General features: G+C 57.6%; 18 protein-coding genes. 6 read left to right on the top strand and 12 right to left on the bottom strand.

What is annotated here, in order from left to right; all coding sequences use genetic code 11:
- Window positions 1-146: 146 nt before the first annotated feature.
- From OSJ75_RS03145 to OSJ75_RS03125, 5 genes are all read right to left on the bottom strand, one after another.
- Window positions 147-1,439 (bottom strand): OmpP1/FadL family transporter, encoded by a 1,293-nt coding sequence (locus tag OSJ75_RS03145; RefSeq protein WP_250014053.1) that lies wholly within the window; start codon window positions 1,437-1,439, stop codon window positions 147-149.
- A gap of 373 nt (window positions 1,440-1,812) precedes the next feature.
- Window positions 1,813-4,599 (bottom strand): valine--tRNA ligase, encoded by a 2,787-nt coding sequence (locus tag OSJ75_RS03140; RefSeq protein ID WP_267226899.1) that lies wholly within the window; start codon window positions 4,597-4,599, stop codon window positions 1,813-1,815.
- Between the two features lie 196 nt (window positions 4,600-4,795).
- Window positions 4,796-5,668 (bottom strand): PopZ family protein, encoded by an 873-nt coding sequence (locus OSJ75_RS22860; RefSeq protein WP_323748392.1) that lies wholly within the window; start codon window positions 5,666-5,668, stop codon window positions 4,796-4,798.
- A gap of 197 nt (window positions 5,669-5,865) precedes the next feature.
- Window positions 5,866-7,266 (bottom strand): TolC family outer membrane protein, encoded by a 1,401-nt coding sequence (locus OSJ75_RS03130; protein WP_267226898.1) that lies wholly within the window; start codon window positions 7,264-7,266, stop codon window positions 5,866-5,868.
- A 139-nt stretch (window positions 7,267-7,405) separates the two neighbouring features.
- On the bottom strand, window positions 7,406-8,080 hold the full coding sequence (locus OSJ75_RS03125) for a protein-L-isoaspartate O-methyltransferase family protein (RefSeq protein WP_267226897.1): 675 nt from the start codon (window positions 8,078-8,080) through the stop codon (window positions 7,406-7,408).
- A gap of 429 nt (window positions 8,081-8,509) precedes the next feature.
- Between OSJ75_RS03125 and OSJ75_RS03120 the strand changes: the two genes are divergently transcribed.
- Window positions 8,510-9,061, top strand: coding sequence for a GGDEF domain-containing protein (locus tag OSJ75_RS03120; RefSeq protein WP_250014043.1), 552 nt, complete (start codon window positions 8,510-8,512; stop codon window positions 9,059-9,061).
- A gap of 144 nt (window positions 9,062-9,205) precedes the next feature.
- Here the strand turns inward: OSJ75_RS03120 and OSJ75_RS03115 are convergent, their stop codons facing one another.
- A complete protein-coding gene (locus tag OSJ75_RS03115; protein WP_250014041.1) occupies window positions 9,206-9,706 on the bottom strand; it encodes a DUF2335 domain-containing protein in 501 nt (166 codons plus the stop codon).
- Window positions 9,648-9,905 carry a hypothetical protein gene (locus OSJ75_RS03110; protein WP_250014039.1) on the bottom strand — a complete coding sequence of 86 codons (258 nt, stop codon included), beginning with the start codon at window positions 9,903-9,905 and terminating at the stop codon, window positions 9,648-9,650. Before OSJ75_RS03110 ends, OSJ75_RS03115 begins: the two co-directional genes overlap by 59 nt.
- Before the next feature lie 520 nt (window positions 9,906-10,425).
- Here OSJ75_RS03110 and OSJ75_RS03105 point away from each other — a divergent pair.
- The 3 genes from OSJ75_RS03105 (at window position 10,426) to OSJ75_RS03095 (ending at window position 11,694) form a co-directional block, all read left to right on the top strand.
- Complete coding sequence (locus tag OSJ75_RS03105) at window positions 10,426-10,935, top strand: hypothetical protein (RefSeq protein WP_267226896.1); 510 nt, start codon at window positions 10,426-10,428, stop codon at window positions 10,933-10,935.
- A 233-nt stretch (window positions 10,936-11,168) separates the two neighbouring features.
- Entirely contained in the window at window positions 11,169-11,366 is a 198-nt protein-coding gene (locus tag OSJ75_RS03100; protein ID WP_267226895.1) for a hypothetical protein, read from the top strand.
- Between the two features lies 1 nt (window position 11,367).
- Window positions 11,368-11,694: a hypothetical protein gene (locus tag OSJ75_RS03095; RefSeq protein WP_267226894.1), complete on the top strand. Its 327-nt coding sequence runs from the start codon at window positions 11,368-11,370 to the stop codon at window positions 11,692-11,694.
- A gap of 8 nt (window positions 11,695-11,702) precedes the next feature.
- On the opposite strand, the gene OSJ75_RS03090 is transcribed toward OSJ75_RS03095, so the two are convergent.
- From OSJ75_RS03090 to OSJ75_RS03075, 4 genes are all read right to left on the bottom strand, one after another.
- Entirely contained in the window at window positions 11,703-13,040 is a 1,338-nt protein-coding gene (locus tag OSJ75_RS03090) for an ATP-binding protein (RefSeq protein WP_267226893.1), read from the bottom strand.
- Window positions 13,037-13,699: a response regulator transcription factor gene (locus tag OSJ75_RS03085; protein ID WP_267226892.1), complete on the bottom strand. Its 663-nt coding sequence runs from the start codon at window positions 13,697-13,699 to the stop codon at window positions 13,037-13,039. The genes OSJ75_RS03090 and OSJ75_RS03085 overlap by 4 nt, the downstream gene beginning before the upstream one ends.
- Window positions 13,700-13,821: 122 nt before the next feature.
- Complete coding sequence (locus OSJ75_RS03080) at window positions 13,822-14,196, bottom strand: diacylglycerol kinase (protein WP_267226891.1); 375 nt, start codon at window positions 14,194-14,196, stop codon at window positions 13,822-13,824.
- Window positions 14,193-15,902 (bottom strand): phosphoethanolamine transferase, encoded by a 1,710-nt coding sequence (locus OSJ75_RS03075; protein WP_267226890.1) that lies wholly within the window; start codon window positions 15,900-15,902, stop codon window positions 14,193-14,195. Before OSJ75_RS03075 ends, OSJ75_RS03080 begins: the two co-directional genes overlap by 4 nt.
- A gap of 181 nt (window positions 15,903-16,083) precedes the next feature.
- On the opposite strand from OSJ75_RS03075, the gene OSJ75_RS03070 reads away from it, so the two are divergent.
- Window positions 16,084-16,335, top strand: coding sequence for a hypothetical protein (locus tag OSJ75_RS03070; protein WP_267226889.1), 252 nt, complete (start codon window positions 16,084-16,086; stop codon window positions 16,333-16,335).
- A 28-nt stretch (window positions 16,336-16,363) separates the two neighbouring features.
- Here the strand turns inward: OSJ75_RS03070 and OSJ75_RS03065 are convergent, their stop codons facing one another.
- Window positions 16,364-16,540, bottom strand: a complete 177-nt coding sequence (locus OSJ75_RS03065) for a hypothetical protein (protein ID WP_267226888.1) — start codon at window positions 16,538-16,540, stop codon at window positions 16,364-16,366.
- A gap of 568 nt (window positions 16,541-17,108) precedes the next feature.
- On the opposite strand from OSJ75_RS03065, the gene OSJ75_RS22900 reads away from it, so the two are divergent.
- Window positions 17,109-17,426 carry a DUF982 domain-containing protein gene (locus OSJ75_RS22900; protein WP_416362504.1) on the top strand — a complete coding sequence of 106 codons (318 nt, stop codon included), beginning with the start codon at window positions 17,109-17,111 and terminating at the stop codon, window positions 17,424-17,426.
- The last annotated feature ends 353 nt before the right edge of the window (window positions 17,427-17,779 follow it).

Genomic DNA, 17,779 nt, shown 5'->3' with positions numbered 1-17,779 from the left:
CCACCGGGCGACTCATCCTGCAACACTGTTGCCGAATCAACACAAGCGCCATGAGCGCCGGACCGGCCGTAACGCCGCCCCGCCCGGACATGCAAAAAGCCCGGCATTTCTGCCGAGCTTCGCCATTATCGGGTCTGGACGTCAGATCAGAACTTGACCTTGCCGGAAATCGACAGCGCCGAGACGAAATCATCGTCGAAATCGTAGCGGACCTTGGTGCCGCATGGCTGATTGCCGACGCATTCCGTCGGTCCGAACGAACCGGAGGTCAGGATGCCGACGGCACCGCCGACGCGCAGTTCGACATTCTTGTTGGGCGACCAGGCCACGCCGGAAGACAGCAGCCAGGTATCGGTCTGGGTCGTCAGGCCCGTGGAGGTGCCACGATCCCAGCTGACCTGTACCGAACCGCTCCACTGGTCGTTGAACTTGTGGCCGACGCCGGCGGTCACCGTCCAGCCGTCGCGGAACATCAGGTCGAGGGACGTCACGCGGGCCGGCGAGCTCGGACCGCAGGCGACGGCGCCCTTGCTCGAGGTCGGGCAGAAGGCGATCACGTCCAGCACGCTCCAATCCACCCATTTGACCGAGCCATAGGCCAGCCAGTTCGGGGCGAAGCCGCTCTGCAACTTGAATTCGACGGATTGCGGCATTGTTGCCGTGCCGTAGACGTCGATGACCCGGCCGGCAAAGGGCAGCTTGGGATTGGCGAAGGCGGCCGGAACTTCCGTCACGTCGACCGTGCCGTTCACCTGTCCGAGATCGACCTCGGCATTATAGATCAGGCTGGCGCGCAGGGCGATTTCAGGAATTTCGTAGGACGCGCCGATGCGCCATCCGTAGCCGTCGCCCTCAAGGTCGAGAACGCCGGTGCCGTCGAAGCCCGCGGCGGCATATGGCGTCTGCAGGACCTGGCCGAGAACGAGACGCTCCTTGAAGCCTTCGACTTCCTGGTAGGACACGCCGCCGATGGCACGGACGAAGCCCTTGCCGACATCGAACTTGTAGGAGCAGGTCAGGCCGTAATCATGGCTTTCGACCTTGGTCTCGATGTTTTCATTGGCGCCGACCCAGCCGCTGCCCGGCTTGGTATGCACGCCCCATGGCTGGCTGTAGGATGCCAGGCAGTCGAATTCCGGCGTGAGACCGACCTTGGCGCCGAAGCGCGGAATGGCGTAGTCTTCCGTCTCGTCCACGGACGTCGCGCCGCCGCCGGCACCATTGGCGCCCATGCCGTCTGTCGGGTCCGTATCGCGCGCATTCTTGATGCGCCGGTCAGGCATGACGTAGATGACGCCAGCTTCCGATGCGAAACGCTCCTCGCTAAACAGCAAATCCCAGTTATACCCCCCGCGCTCAAGTCCTCCGGCCTGTGCTGCAGTGGCGATGCTGGTCAACAACAGTGCTCCACCCAGGACTGTTGATACCGTTTTTGCCATAAGTCTCTCCTCCCCAACGAAATGCGCCTGCGCTAAAATTTCGTGTCTTTATTACCAATACGTAACAGGTAACCAAGAGAGCGAGAGGCGCGCAACCGCATTGTCTGGACACCGCGCGGCACCCGGAATTGACGAATACGTAAAAACGTCGATTTTGTAGAAATTTTCGAAGCTAATCCGAAATTCCCGGCCTAATCAGAATGAATTAGGAGCGAAAAACAGGGTTTTTCGGCCGAAAAACGTCAATGTTGCGCAAATGCAACGAGCATCAAAAATGACGAAATTGGGGCTATTAACGGGCTTAAATAGGGTGGCGGCAGCCCGGTTTCAAGGCCTTGCCGCCATTCCATGTCGCTTTCGAAGCCGAAAGGAATCAACCCGCGTCGCGCACCCGCCGGATGGCGGTGCCGATCTTGTCCGCTGCCTGTTCCAGTTCGTCCAGCCGGTCGCGTTCCGCCTGCACGATTTCGGGCTTGGCATTGGCGACGAATTTCTCATTGCCGAGCTTCTTGCCGATCTTCTCCATTTCGTCGGCGATCTTCCCGGCTTCCTTGTTGAGACGGGCGATTTCGGCCTCGATATCGATGAGATCGCCAAGCGGCAGGCATGCGGTTGCCTCGCCTATGACGAATTGCGCCGAGCCCTTGGGCGCTGCGTCGGCGAATTCGATCGACTTCACCCGCGCCCGCCATTTGATCGAAGCGTCATGGCGCTCGAGCCTTGCCCTGGTGGCCTCATTGGCATCGATGACGACGAGCGGCGCAACGGCCGAGGCCGGCACGTTCATCTCCGCCCGCACCGAGCGTATGCCGGTGACGAGGTCGATCAGCCAGTTGATCTCGGCCGCGGATTCCGCATCGGCAAAATCGAGGACCGGCCATGGCGCATGGCACAGCAATGTCTCGCGCGGGTTGCCCTCGCCGGCGGTCCGCGCCCAGAGCTCTTCGGTCATGAACGGCATGAACGGATGGAGCAGCTTGTAGATCTGGTCGAGGACATAGGCGGCGCATGCCTGCGCTTCCGCCTTGGCGTCCGCATCCTCGCCGTTGAAGACCGGCTTCAGCAATTCGATGTACCAGTCGCAGAACTGGTTCCAGACGAAACGATAGGCCGCGCCTGCCGCCTCGTTGAAACGATAGGAGGTGATGCCATCGGTGACTTCGCGCACCGTATTGGTCAGCTCGGTCAGGATCCAGCGGTTGACCGTCAGCTTCGCGTCTTCCGGCCTGAAGGAGCGATCCCCCGTGACGCCGTTCATTTCGGCGAAGCGCGTCGAATTCCACAGCTTGGTGCCGAAATTGCGGTAACCGGCGATGCGGCTGGTATCGAGCTTAACATCCCGGCCCTGCGCCGCCATGATCGCCAGGGTGAAGCGCAGCGCATCGGCGCCGTATTCGTCCATCAGTTCCAGCGGATCGATGACATTGCCCTTCGACTTGGACATCTTGGCGCCGTTCTTGTCGCGAACGAGAGCGTGCATATAGACGGTGTGGAACGGCTCCTCATTCATGAAATGCAGGCCCATCATCATCATCCGGGCGACCCAGAAGAAGATGAGGTCGAAGCCGGTGACGAGCACGTCGGTCTGGTAATAGGTGGCGAGTTCCGGCGTCTTGTCCGGCCAGCCGAGCGTCGAGAACGGCCAGAGCGCCGATGAGAACCAGGTGTCGAGCACGTCTTCGTCGCGGGTCAGTATCTGGTCGGGCTTCAGATCTTCCAGCAGCGACTGCACATGCGCCTTCATCGGGCCCTCATGCGCCAGATAGTGCTGCACCGCCGCGCTCAAGGCTTCTTCTTCGCTCTTTTCGACGAAGACCTGGCCATCGGGCCCGTACCAGGCGGGAATCTGGTGTCCCCACCACAATTGCCGCGAGATGGTCCAGGGCTGGATGTTCTCCATCCAGTCGAAATAGGTCTTTTCCCAGTTCTTCGGGATGATGTTCGTCCTGCCTTCCCTGACGCTGGCAATGGCCGGCCTGGCGAGTTCGGCCGCATTCACATACCATTGGTCGGTGAGGTAGGGCTCGATCGGCACGCCGCCCCGGTCGCCATGCGGCACCGAGTGGACATGGTCCTCGATCTTCTCGAGATAGCCGCCTTCCTCCATCATCGCGACGATGAGCTTGCGCGCCGCGAAGCGGTCCTTGCCATCGAGCGCATGGATCAGCTGGTCGAGCTTGCTCGACTGCTCCAGCCCCTCAAGGAAATCATTATTGTCCTTGAGGAAGACCGACGCATCCGTGTTGAAGATATTGATCTGGCGCAGATTGTTGCGCTTGCCGACCTCGAAATCGTTGAAATCGTGCGCCGGAGTGATCTTGACCGCACCCGATCCAGCCTCCGGATCGGCATAGTCGTCGGCAACGATCGGTATATGCCTGCCAACGAGCGGCAGCACCACATTATTGTCGACCAGCGCATGGTAGCGCGCATCGTCCGGATTGACGGCAACGCCCGTGTCGCCGAGCATGGTTTCGGGCCGCGTCGTCGCCACCACGATATAGGTGTGCGGATTTTCCGGGTCGAAGGCGACATTCTCCAGCGGGTAGCGGAAATGCCAAAGATTGCCCTTGACCTCGTGCTGCTCCACTTCCACGTCGGAAATGGCGGTCAGAAGCTTCGGATCCCAATTGACGAGCCGCTTGTCCTTGTAGATGAGGCCCTGCTTGTAGAGCGTGACGAACACCTCGATGACGGCCCGCGACAGGCCCTCATCCATGGTGAACCGCTCCCGCGACCAATCGCAGGATGCGCCGAGGCGCTTCAGCTGCCCGGCGATGATGCCGCCGGACTCGGCCTTCCACTCCCAGACGCGCTCGATGAACTTTTCACGGCCCATCTCCCGGCGGCCCGGCTGCTGGCGTTCCATCAACTGCCGCTCCACGACCATCTGCGTCGCGATGCCCGCATGGTCCATGCCCGGCTGCCAGAGCACGTTCTTGCCGCGCATGCGCTCGAAGCGCACCAATATGTCCTGGATCGTGTTGTTGAGCGCATGGCCCATATGCAGCGATCCGGTGACGTTCGGCGGCGGTATGACGATCGCGAAAGGATCGGCGCCCGGCTTCGAACCCGCACCGGCCTTGAAGGCGCCGGCCTCGTCCCAGCGTTTGGCGATCTCTGGCTCTACGGCAGCGGCGTCATATGTCTTATCAAGCATTTAATTGTCCGTCATTTGCGGAAGGGGGAGTTGTACTGGTGTAAACCCAAACGACGGAGATAAGTCAATGCCGACTATATTCGGCCCGGCTGTTTCTGCCCGGCCGCCCTACGCGCCAGTCTTTGGCCGACAGCTTGGGCCGGCATCTTTGGCAGTTCCCGGGCGTTGCCTGCCGTATCACGGGCGCAGGCGAGGTTCAGCGCTTCATGCCGCCGCGGACGACCCGCTCGATCTCTTCGCGCACGAGCCTTTCCACGAGGGTCGGGAGGTTGTCGTCCAGCCACTCCTGCAGCAGCGGGCGCATGATGTCCTGTGCGATCTCGTCGAAGGAACGCCGCGGCTCGCTGCGGACGGCAAAGGACAGATCATCGAATGCCGCGCTCACCTGGCGCTCCGCCGCCGCCGAAAGGATGGGTTCCAGGGCCTGGCCCAGATTGCTCGATACGGCGTGATTGAGCTCGTCTTCGATCTCCGGACGGCCGGGCGCCAGTTGCTGCGCCGCTTCGGGAACAGGCGGCTTGCTGACGGCTTCCGGCTGCGACGGCTGCTCGTCCTTCTCGGCCGGAGGCTGCACCGCCTCGCTGACGGGATGAGCCGTGGGAGCCTCGTCTTCAGCCAGTTCGGGCATCTCGTCTTCAGGCGCCTTGGCTTCGGGAGCTTTGACTTCCGGAGCTTTGACTTCCGGAGCCTTGGCCACTGGTGCCGGGGCTACTGGTGCCGGGGCCGAATGTGCCGGAGCGGATGGCAGTTCGTCCGCCTCCACCACCTCGTCGTCGATGGCAGGCTTCAACACCGCGTCCGTCAATATGGCTTCCACGGCCGGTTCGGCCGGCTGGGTAAACGGCCTCGACAGCGCAATACCCTCGCGCGGCGGCAATTCCTGCTCTGTCTCCGGCTCCTCGCCCCTCTCCAGCTCGTCGGCTCTGGCGAAACGCGGCGCATCGGAATTCACAGCCACCGGAGGCAGATCGTCCGGCTTGCCCGTATCGCTTTCTTCGATGATGCGGCGGATGGAGGCGAGAATCTCCTCCATCGAGGGTTCACGCGCCAGGCTGGATGATTGTGCCATGAGATAATGCCTACTACATCTTGTTTCGGTGCTGTGCAGCGAATCTGCATGGAGTGTAGTGGCTGGCGTGTCGTTTGAGAATCCCTGCATTGCGGGATTGAAACTAACCCACAGACTTTTGATGACGCGCCGCGCAAAAGCAAAGGCCGCCGAATTGCCTCCGGCGGCCCTGCCCGATAATGAAAATCAGCCTGCTATCAGCGACCGTCCGGCGTGCGCAAACCGCCCCACTTGTCCTTGACCGCCTCGTAATGCTCTTCCGGCCTGTATTCGGCGACCTGGAGACCAAGCTGCTTCGCCGAGAGGCGACCCGTCGCCAACAGGGCGGCATAGCTGCTGACGACCGCATCGCGCTCGGCCTGAACCAGCAGGATCTGCGCCGTGATCACATCGTTCTGGGCGTTCAACACGTCCAGCGTCGTGCGCTGGCCGACCTTGCGCTCCTCGATGACGCCATTGAGCGCGAGCTGCGCGGCAGAGACCGCAGTGCGCTGCGCAATGGTGGAGGCCTTTGCGGACTCCAACTCGGCAAAGGACGAGGCAATGGCCTGGCGGACGCTGTCCCGCGTCACATCGACTTCGATACGGCGCTGCGCAACGGTTTCCTTGTTCTGCCGCACGCGTGCCGAGGTCCGGCCGCCGCTATAGATCGGCACCGTCACTCTCAAACCCGCGCTTGCCGTCACGGAATCGTCTCCTGCGGAGGTGGAATAGCTCGGCGTCTCCCAGATATCCTCACGGGAGATTTCCCCGGTGAGGCTGACCTGCGGCAGCAATTCGCCCTCTACCGCCTTGACGTTGTAGCCGGCGGCATCCACCGCATAACGTGTGGCAAGGATGGCCGGATGGGTGTTGGAAGCGATCTCATAGGCCTGATCCATGGAACGTGGCAGGTTCTTGGAGGCCGGTTTTGCCGTTGCGAGCTTGGTTGGCTTGTCGCCGATAACCTGGATATAGGTCGCTTCGGCGGTCTTGGCGTTGGACTTTGCCAGATTGAGCTCGGCGATGGCCGTTGCCTTTCCGGCCTCGGCCTGGGCCACGTCCGTCCTCGTTCCCTCGCCGACATCGAAGCGGGCGCGCGCTGCACGCAACTGCTCGTCCAGTGCTTCGATATTGCGCTGGCGCAGCGCCACGATCTGCCGGGTAACGTAGACATCCATATAGGCCTGTGCCGCCGCGAACAGTCTGTTCTGCTCGGAGTTGCGCAGGTTTTCACGGGCGGCAAGGACCTGCGTCTTGGCGCCGGCGACATTGTTCCTGGTGGTGAAACCATCGAACAGCATCTGGTTGATCGACACGCCGAACGTACCGGTGCGGCTCGTGCCATTGATGCCCGAGTCGAAACGTGTATTCGCAACGCTCAGACTTGCCGTGCTGCTGATGACCGGGCGGTAGCCGGATTTGGCGATGGCGACGCCTTCATCGGTAACCCTGACGCCGGCCCGGTCGGCATTGAGCGTGGAATTGTTCTGGTAGGCTTTGGCCATGGCGCCAAAGATGGTCTCAGCCATTGAAGGCGTAGAGGCTAGTACCGTGGCTGACATCAGCGCTGCGGTTAATAATCGCTTGCCCGCTATGAACACTATAAACCCCTTCATTCTCTCTAATCGCCGACCGAACCAATCGGTTCGACGGAATTTTCAATACTCGTCCGGTTGCGAAATGACTACAGGCCTGATCCCCATTCCACAAACAAAGTAGGCGACCGTTGCACTTATGCCTCAGGTACAACCCGGTCTAGAATTCGAATTCCGGCTTTTTCTCAAAGCCTGGCAGCGGCTTCACTGCCGAATTGAAAGCGCGACGACCGGAAATGATTCCCTCGTTTTTCACGTAAACCATTGATTTGCCAGAGTTTCCCCTACCCTCAACGACCACCAGACGCCCACCGTCTTTCAACTGTTCAAATAGTGGACCAGGAACGTAGTCAACGCTACCCTCAATTATGATTACATCAAAGGGGGCTTCGGAGGCATAGCCGTTCTCGAGCTGGCCGGTGACGACGACGACATTGTCACAGCCGAGCGAGGACAGGAGCGAGGTCGCCTGCCCGGCAAGATTGGTGTCGCATTCCACCGCGATGACCGAGGTGGCGAGATGGGAGAGCACCGCCGCCGAATAGCCGGTGGCGCAGCCGATATCCAGGACGACATCCTCGGGCTGGACATTTGCGAGCTGGACGAGCTTGGCGAAGGGCGATGGCTGCATCAGGTAGCGCGCCGGCGTTTCGGCCGTCGCCGTGGCGACCATCACGTCGTCATCGATATAGGCGAGTGCCTCGCGCACGCTTGGTACGAACTTTTCGCGCGGCACTGCGAGGAATGCCTGCAGCACGGCCTTGTCGGTCACGTCGGTCGTGCGCAATTGATTGTCGACCATCTTGGTCCGGAGATCTTCAAAGTTCAGTACCATGTCCTACGAGCTTTCCTAAACGCCCTGCCGGACTTGACCGCCGCACAGGGTAATACGCTGCCGCCGGGCGATTGCCCCCAGGTTCTTGCAAACCGGATTTTGACTGCAGCACACTTTCATCAAGGATGTGGCAAAAAATCGTCGCATCGTCAATGAAGGAGAGGAAGAACTTGGCAGGCAGAGGACGATGCTGCCAGGCAGATGAAGGTGCTGCGGCGGCAGTGGAGGATGCCGCCGATTTCCGCCGCTGCGACCATCCGGCGAATAATTTCAACCTGATGCAATTTTCATTATAGATTTGCTCAAATTTGAAGCAATTCGATAGTTTTAACCCTAGAAGCTAATGTCTATTGAACATAAGCGCTGCTCCTGTCATTCTATACTGGGAGAAATGGAGTCGTTCTCGTGGACGATAGGAATTCAAAACCGATGATCGAGTCTCGAGGATTTGGCGACTTTCCGGTCAGCCAGGATGAACTTACGGGCCTCGCCGACCGCGCCGCGCTTCAGGAACATCTCGACAGTCTTTTCGGCTCCTATGCCGACAGCGATTTCGACGACCGGCTGCAATTCGCCATCCTGTGCATCGACCTGGACGGGTTCAAATCATTCAACGAGCAGCATGGCCGGGCCGAGGGCGACCTCGTACTGAAGCTCGTGGCCGACCGGCTGCAATCATGTATGCGCAAGAACGACGTGGTCTACCGCATCGATGGCGACGAGTTCGCGATCGTGCTGCTGCAGGTGACCGCCAATGAAGTGGCGAGCATCGCCGACCGCATCATCGGCTATGTCTCCCACCCCTACCAGCTTGCCGACGGCAAGACGGCGGACATCACCGTAACCGTCGGCGCGGCGCTCGCCCCGCGCGATGGCGACACGCCGGAAAGCCTGCTCTGGTGCGGCGATGCCGCGCTCTATATCGCCAAGAAGGCCGGCAGAGGCGTCTATCGGCGCTATTCGGAACGCCGTTCGAGCTGATTCCGGCATCCGGGAAATTTCATGGGCGGCGGCGAGACAGGCGGCCGAAACGGGCAGGTGTGCGCCCGTCTCGTGGTCGATGTTCATAATGGCGTACGGCTTCTGCCCAGTTGGCGGAACGCGGGCATTCACTGGCAATACGGATCAGGCTTTATCCGGATTTGAGCTATCGATGGACCCGCCTCTGATCAGCGTAGCAGCGCCGCCGAGGATGCCGGTTCCCAGCAACAGTCCGGCGAGGATGTTGTTGCCATTCAGGCCAGCATAGAAGCCAGAACAAATCAAAATAAGAAGCACGGAGTAACCAAGGTACATGGCATCCCTGCTTGTACGAATTGAACCTTGCACAATTGCTCGTTCCATGTCCTGGTTGTGAGCTTGAGCGCTCTCGGCCATGGAAATTATTCGCTCCGCCGATCCGGGCAGAATTTCCTCATACTCACGAAAATGCTTGGGGTGAGCGATGGGGCCCGAAAAATTCTCGTTCGAGCTGACGACCCTGGTCAGTCTGGCTACGATCTGAGTTCGCTGGCCTTGCGGCACCAACGAACCAATTTCACGCTCGATTTGCTCTTGTAAAGCCTGGTCAGGCGGCTTTGCGTCTTGACTTGTGTCGGGGGATTTGCCTGCCGGTTTTTTGCTCAATATAGGACCCTTGTTCTTTTGTCGCTAAAGAAAGGGCCTTGCCGACGTCAGCCCATGCCTTGGCAACACTTCCATTGAACTGTGTTGGGCGCCGGACTTTTATTGGCGAGAAGAACAAAAACGGTGCAGTAAACCCGCGCATGAAGCCTTGTTTGAAGGCATCTGCTCTTATTGGTTTGCTTTCGCTGTGTTTGTCCATGCTCATTACATAGGCCCCGATGGGGTAAAAATCAAATTAAGGTTTGTTGTGCGGACTGGCCATCATGCTTCCAGCGTCGCACCCATATCAGTGCATCTTAATAGCAATAATTTCCTATATTCAATCCAGGCAAGCCGCGTGATCCAATCGATCGCCATTATTCCCGTACTGGTCTGCGGTCGCTCATACTACATTGATACTATCAAGAAACATTTTGGAGGCCTCGCCCGGGGTAGTCAAATTGAGCAAAATCAATTACTTACATTCAGGTGTGGCAGGAAATTAGCGCACCAAATATCAATGGTTTAGCAGGTGCACCGCCACACCTTGGCGGCTCAATAATCCTCTTCCGTCACCTCATGCAGCGGCGCCTTGTCGTGATCACGCACACGTTCCTGTAATGTCTATATTGGCTCAAGCGCTGCCTCTCTGAGGGATGGGAAACCACTGGTGACAGGAGGCTGTCAGGTAGACTGTGAGATGCTTTCACTTAGACACCGCTTAACACGATGGATTGGCTATGATGATTTCACCGCTTCTCGCCGCTCTTGGTTCCGACGGTCCGGCACGTGAAAATGAGAAAGCCATGGAGCTTTATGGGTGGCTAATCGGAAGCTGGGAAATGGAGACCATTCATCATCTCCATGACGGCACGACACAGACATCGACGGGCGAAATCCATTTCGACTGGGTACTGGAGGGCCGTGCGATTCAGGACATCTGGATCAGGCCCAAGCGCCCTGCCCCCTCCACCATGTATGGCACGACGTTACGGGTCTTCGACCCTGGGATCGGCGGTTGGTACATCATCTGGAGCGACCCGCTAAATCAGGATTACTCGCGCCAGATCGGTCGGGCAGAGGGCAAGGACATTGTTCAACTGGGCGAGGATTCACGCGGGCTGAAAGCGCGGTGGCGGTTCACGGAAATCACCGCAAATAGCTTTCATTGGACCGGTGAAGAGCGCTTGTTGGATAGTGATCCGTGGCAGGTCACCTTTGAACACTTTGCCCACAGAACGTCGTCTTGACGATAGATCTCGCCCATTGGGCGTGCTTGCTGTCATGGGATAGTTATCAACAACCTTAGCTCCGGTTGCACTGAACGGCGTCCTTGAAGCTATTCCGATATTGACTCTCCTGCCAAACGAGAACAAATATAGAACATACGGCAGCGGCGAGCCGTTTCACGACAATTGAAGAGCTAACAAAACCTGTCTTTTGACGGGGCGGACAGGCTTTGTCTCGAAGGAGAGAAGCCAATATGAATGAACCGGAGCTGAAACACGACAACGAGGTCGAGGAGCTAATCGCCGAGCATGGTGGCGATGTATATTCCGCTATTGAGACGCTGCTGTCCGACCGTGAGTTCCTCATCAAGGAACTGCAGTATGCCGCCCTGGCCATGGGCCATGGCTATACGCGCGGCTGGAAGCCGAAACTGCTGCAAGGGAGGCATTGAGATGGCCTCACGCAGCCGCGGCGCGCTCCCCACAAGCATGATCGATGCGCAATTCCCATTCCAGATCATGCTCAACCACGACGTGCCGGAGCGATGGAAGCGGGTCGATAACGTGATGAAAGTGAAGTACGAGCTCGGCGCTTATGCGCTCGGATTCTCGGTCTATTATGACGAGGAGAAAACCTACTACGAGATCTATTGCTTTCCGACCAAGGAGGCTGCAGAGACTTTCGCCGAGATGTTCTGTGGAGAGTTCATCACGCCGGCCGATAGGAAGAAGGCCAACCTACGGCCGCGCTCGCGTTTGCCGGTGGCTCGCGGATGGTGATCCGATATTCAACTGTGCGGCCAAGTGATGATTGCCTGTACGCCTTCACCCAATTGTGGGGCCGGCGACTTCAATACAAGACGACCGTTCATCTGACCGATCAATTCCGAGGCGATGGAGAGTCCAAGCCCAGTGCCTTCCGCACTGGTCTTGCCGCGCTTGAACCGGCTCTGAACGCTCACCAGTTCATCGGCATCCAGTACCCGACCGTGGTTGGATATCTGGATTTCGCCATCGGGGCGAAGCTCGACATATACCGGCTTTTCGGCATCTCCATGTATCAGCGCGTTCTCGATAAGGTTTCTTATTGCTATGGCAAAAGCATCCTCGTTTATTTTCAGATGTACCTTCCTGACAGCCGAATTTTCGTAGCGAAGGCGCTTGTTTGTGCGCGCGGAGCGCTGGAGCTCTTCCACGATCAAACTCAACAGCTGCCCCATATCAACCGAGTTGGACGATAGGCCGATACGCGCATCAACCCGCGCCAGTTGCATGAGTTTTTCAACGAGGCGGATCAGTTTCTGTAAAGAGCCCTCCACATCGGAGATGCGGCGCAGGTTGCGCCGGTCGGTCAGTTCTGCTTTCAGCAGCTGGGTCTGTGCCAGCGCTCCGGCCAAGGGAGTGCGGAGTTCATGAGCGCTGTTGGACGTGAACGCTCGCTCTGCTTCCATCGCCGCCCTTATGCGATCGAGCAACCGGTTTACCGACTCTAGAATAGGCGTCAATTCGTCGGGCAGCGCTGCCAGTTCGATTGGCTGAAGATTGCCGCCATCTTTGCTTGCGATCGCCTCGCGTAGATCCGTGATCGGGCTCATCGATCGGCGGATGACCAGCCATACGACTAGGATGCTCGCTGGAATAAGGATCAGAATGGGTAGAAGAAGTGCAAGTCCCCCCTCCCTCGCCGCCTCATCGCGATGTTCCATTTTGTCGGCGACCTGGATGAAGATGGAACCGTCTGCCGCAGACACGGTGAAGTAGCGAGCCTTGGCATCCTGCCAGAAGCCATGTGTGAGAGGTGCCGGAAAAGGTTCGGCCGAAATGTCATGGGAGTGCATCACCACGTCACCCACGGCGTTTCGAACCTGATACGTCAGGTAGCTGCGCTCGGGCATGGTGGCGACGGGCTGAAGTTGCCGAGGCGCCAACTGGCCATCAGCATGGGTGAGATCGTCCAACACCAACGGCGTCAACCGTTCGGCAGTTTCCTGTAGCGACCCATCGAATATTTCGCTGAATTCATCGCGCATTACATAAATGCCGGCCAAGACAGCAAGCAGCCAGAAACCTATCAAGGCCGTCGTCAGGTAGAGGATCAGCTTCCGTGTGATACTTGATATTCTCATTGCTTGATCTGCACGCAATAGCCGACGCCGCGGATCGTATTCACTACGTCACGGCCAAGTTTCTTGCGCAAACGGCTGATATAGACCTCGACCGTATTGCTTTCGATTTCCGCACCAAAAGCATAAAGCGCCTCCTCAATCTGGGCCTTGGAAACCACCGCACCGCGACGCAACAATAGACGATCAAGAACGGCCCATTCGCGGCCCGACAATATGATCTCCTGTTGTTCGCTGACGATGCGTCGATCGCTGATATGGACGCGGACCGTTCCCAACTCGATTACTGGAACCGGATTTCCAGCGTGACGACGCGCAACGGCCCTCATCCTGGCTGTCAATTCATCAAGGTCGAATGGTTTCACCAGATAATCGTCCGCCCCCGCATTGAGTCCCGCTATTCTGTCGGAGATCTGGTCATGTGCAGTCAAAACAATCACGGGAGTAGCGTCGCGATTGTTGCGAAGGTTTATCAGGAACTCAATGCCGCTGCCGTCAGGCAACCGCAGATCGAGCAGCACCAGCCCATAGTCAACGGCACGCAGTGCAGCGTTCGCGTCTTCGAGCGTTTCCACCCAATCCACCGCATGGTGAACACTCTGCGCATGGTCACGAACGGCCGCCCCTATGATGGCATCGTCTTCTACAAGCAGAACTCTCACGGCGCATTCCTTGACCGGCGGTCCTCGCTTGAGACAATTGGACGTCCGCGGCTTTTTTGCAAGGCCCGCAGTCGTCGTCACATGGGTAAAAGGCTGTCTATCGCCGTCGCGAGTGCTATCTGTCACGACAGGGCCAATCCACCGGCAACAATCGCGAGATAAATGCCGATAGCGGCGATCACCAGGAATACGGCAAGCGAACCGAGGTCCTTGGCATTGCGGGCACCCACCGAATAGTCCGGCGAGATCATATCGGCCAGCTCCTCGATAGCAGTATTGATGGCCTCGATGGCAAAAAGAATGAAGAAGAGCACAACCAGTACCAGCAACCGGGTTATGCCAGCGCCGATCGCCAAAAGCATGAGCACAGAGGCAGCGAAGGCGATCACCTCATGGCGCGCTGCGCTCTCCCGCAAGAGCCGTTTGGCCCCACCGAAACTGTAAAGGCCTGCCGCGACGAGATGCCGGAGCCCTGTCGCCTTTCGCGCCGCGGTCAAGATTGGCTCGTGTTCTTGCCGCGGCATGGTGCGAATACGTCGAGTGCTGTCTGATAGACGTTCGTTTCCACTCTCATCATGCCCAGAACGGTATGAAAGAGATTGTCGTGAGAATATTCATTGCCAGCCACACGACCGAGGCAGGCACTATCGACCTGCTTTTCCTCATCATCGCCAAGCCAGGCGAGGAACGGTACGTGCGTTTGCTGCGAGGGCGCCACCATATACGGCGTGCCGTGCAGATAGAGGCCATATTCGCCGGTAGATTCGCCATGATCCGACACGTAGAGCATCGAGACCGCTAGTTGGGACTGCCGTTGCTTCAGTCTCTCGATGACCGTCGCGATGAAATGATCGGTGTAGAGAATCGTATTGTCATAGGCGTTGATGATTTCATCACGGCTGCATCTCCCGAACTCGGCCGTCTGGCAATCGGGCGTAAATTTCCGAAACGCCTCGGTGTAGCGCAGGTGATAGGCTGGTCCGTGGCTGCCCAGCTGATGCAGCACAAGCACGGAATCGCTCTTTACGTCATCCAGCCAGTTATCGAGCTGGGCGAGGAGGATATCGTCGAGGCACTCCTGGTTATTGCAGAATGTCGCGTTGCCTGATTTGAAGAGTGGCGTGTAGGCGGTGCGTTTGGCGACGCCTTTGTCACCGGTATTGTTGTCCCACCATTCGGTCTTTATCCCCGCATGGCCAAGAACATCCAGGAGATTCTCCGTCTCAAGGCCTTTTCGGTGCGAATATTCCTTTCGCCGATAGACAGAGAACATGCATGGGATGGAGACTTCGGTGATTGTACCGCAACTGCTGGTGTGCGGGAAATAGGTGATGTTCTCTTTGGCCAGTTCGGGATTGGTCTCTTTCTGATAGCCACCGAGAGAGAAGCTCTCCGCGCGTGCCGTTTCGCCGGCGATAATCACTGCGACGCGAGGCTTGGCCGAGGTGCCGACGACATGGGCGTCCAGCCCGAGCGGATGTACCACGATATGCTGATCGCTGTTCGCACGCAGAACAAGTTTGACGGCCTTGGCAACCGGCGAGATTGGATTGAGCGTATCAAACAGCTCATGATGCTCTCGCCCGAGGGAAAAAAAGGTTCCTGAATAGGCGGCCGTACAGGCCAAAAAAACGACCAAGGCAGGGAGAATGACGGCGAGGTTCCACTTGACCTTTTGCAGATAAGGCCGGTGCTCGATCCGGACGTAGGCAATTGCAAGCGACGGCAATACTCCAAGCAGTAGCAGATGCAGCAGGAAAGCTGGAGTAAGGAAATGTCCAGCCTCGGCATTTGTGGTATCGATCGCGCTTTGCAGCATCTCCACATCTATGATCACGCCGTACTGGTCCATGAACCATGACGCAAACGCGCTTATCATTATCAGAAGGATCAGCAGCGGCTTGGTCATATATTTGACCGAGAAGCTGACGAACAGCGCGATGAAGGCTGCCGTCAGTCCGACGAACAGCAAAGTCAGCGCTATATTCTGGCCCTGCATCAAGGTAGCGGCTTTGGTCCAGAACGTCCGATTACCACTGACTATAATAAAGACTGCGACCAATATGCTGAGGAGCACGCTACCAATTCTTGGTCGATACGGGTTTCGGAAGGCTACGAAAGAAGAACTTGACAATACGAATATCCCGGCTGCTGGAAACACTGCATGGCGGCTCGCGAGAGACGAGCGCTTGCAACTGGTCATCTTGTTTCCTGACAGCACGCTGAACGCTGCAACTCTGACAGTTGATTAGTCGAACTGCGACAGAGCTTGCGGAGGCAGCTACCTGATGGCAAATTGAAACAGCAGCTTAGGAAGATCGCGATCTTTCAACCAAGCGAACTAACCAGAGCCGAACGCTGCGAGGTCAAATGAAGGAAAGATTATGATTCTTCCTCCCCGACGCTCTCGCTCGGATCCTGCCCGCTTCTCTGACTGCCAACTAGCCATAGAAGATGAATTGATTGCTCTTATCGCCAAGGCCTCACTGGCCGGTTGGGATGAAGATGAAGTGCTCGCAGCGATCGTCGAGGTTGCTGACAATACCGCCCTGGCTATGCAAGAGAATAAGCTGCTGTCCGAGGAAACAGAACTGAAGAGATTCCGGCGGAATGCTGGCAAGCGGGGGGAATTCTAGTTTTGAGATGTTGCCGGACTCAGCCCCATCAAACCGACTGCTCCTTGACGCGGATCAATGTATCGATCGCTGATTGGATATCCATCAGATTCTTCAGCGCGCCAGGATTGGCACCGTTACGAGCAATTTGAATGATCTCCTGCCGTCGAGATAGAACAAGCTCTTCTATTGCCGCGTCGATCTCTTGAATGTGCTGTGCGGCCATCATTATTCCGGCCGCGTTCTCGAATGGGAGAATCCCCCACCCGAACGACGCAGGATGTTTGAGAGCTTGGTCCAGTCGCTCGAAGGCGTATGGTTCAAGTCGCGGGCTATGCGCAACTGGTTTGTCCCCGCAGTGCTCCGACCCGCGAGCGTCACCTTGGTGGCGGAACGCAGAGAGCCCAAACGTTTTACCGTGGCTTTCATAAAGTCTCTCCTCAAATTGATGCGTAATAAACTCTCCGCACGATCTGCGGAGAAGCAATTTCTTCGAATGAATGAAGTAATAACCACAACTGCCACGACATTGCGGTTTAAGTAAGTGCAGCTGCTCTGATCATGGCCCGCAAGGCACGATACCACATATTCAATGAGAACATCCGACAGCGAAGCAGCCGGCAATTTCGGCAAGAGCTGCGGCCGCGAACGAAACAACGGTTTTCATGAGAATCCTTTGGAGTTTGCAGGCATCGACGTAACCAGCGCCTATACAAACCGCAACCGGCGGCGCTAATCTATCCGCACATTGCGGATGCGTGGAACGAGTTATTGCAGGAGACTTTCTCGGACTCATGCCGAACAAGGGATTTCAAGAAGTCACTCTATTGACCCGACAGCCGGGGAAGATGCGCGTCATCACCACACTGGAGGATGCGGCAGAGTTCATTCTGAGGGACTGGCCGTTTGATGATGCCAGCCCAGAGCTGGATGCAGCCAAACGAGCGCTGATCAACAGCCATGAAGGCAAGATGTCGCCGGGCGTGGCGCGGTTCGCGCTGATCGAGGCGGCCAAAGTGGCGAACATATACGTGCAGCCCACCGGGCCGTCACTGGCGGGAGGAAGGCCATCGCCGAAATGGGGTAAGCGGAAGCCTACGCGTAGTGCTTGAAACGCCAAAAGAGCCGCCCCCAAAGGACAGAGCGGCGCGATATTATTCCCAATTTGAAGACCGAAGGCTGGAATGATGCTTCGAAAACTCACGCTGCTCGCGATATTCATAGCTACCTTATTCGGCGTCTCTAGCTTGATTAATGCTTGGCCGAAGACAGCCGTTGCGTGCGGCGCAATCGTGTTCGTTCTCGTGATTTTCTTCTTCGCCATGGAGAACTGGGTAAGAAAACTACGGGAAAGGGAATGATCAGTCCTGTCCATGAATCATATCATGGGGCAATCCCTTCCGTTGTGCGAGCACGCTGCAGCTCGTATAATAATCAGAAATGACCGAGAGGATAATATGCCTTT

This window comes from Phyllobacterium sp. 0TCS1.6A, assembly GCF_026420825.1.
Lineage (GTDB): Bacteria > Pseudomonadota > Alphaproteobacteria > Rhizobiales > Rhizobiaceae > Phyllobacterium.
This window is presented reverse-complemented; position numbering and strand designations above follow the sequence as displayed.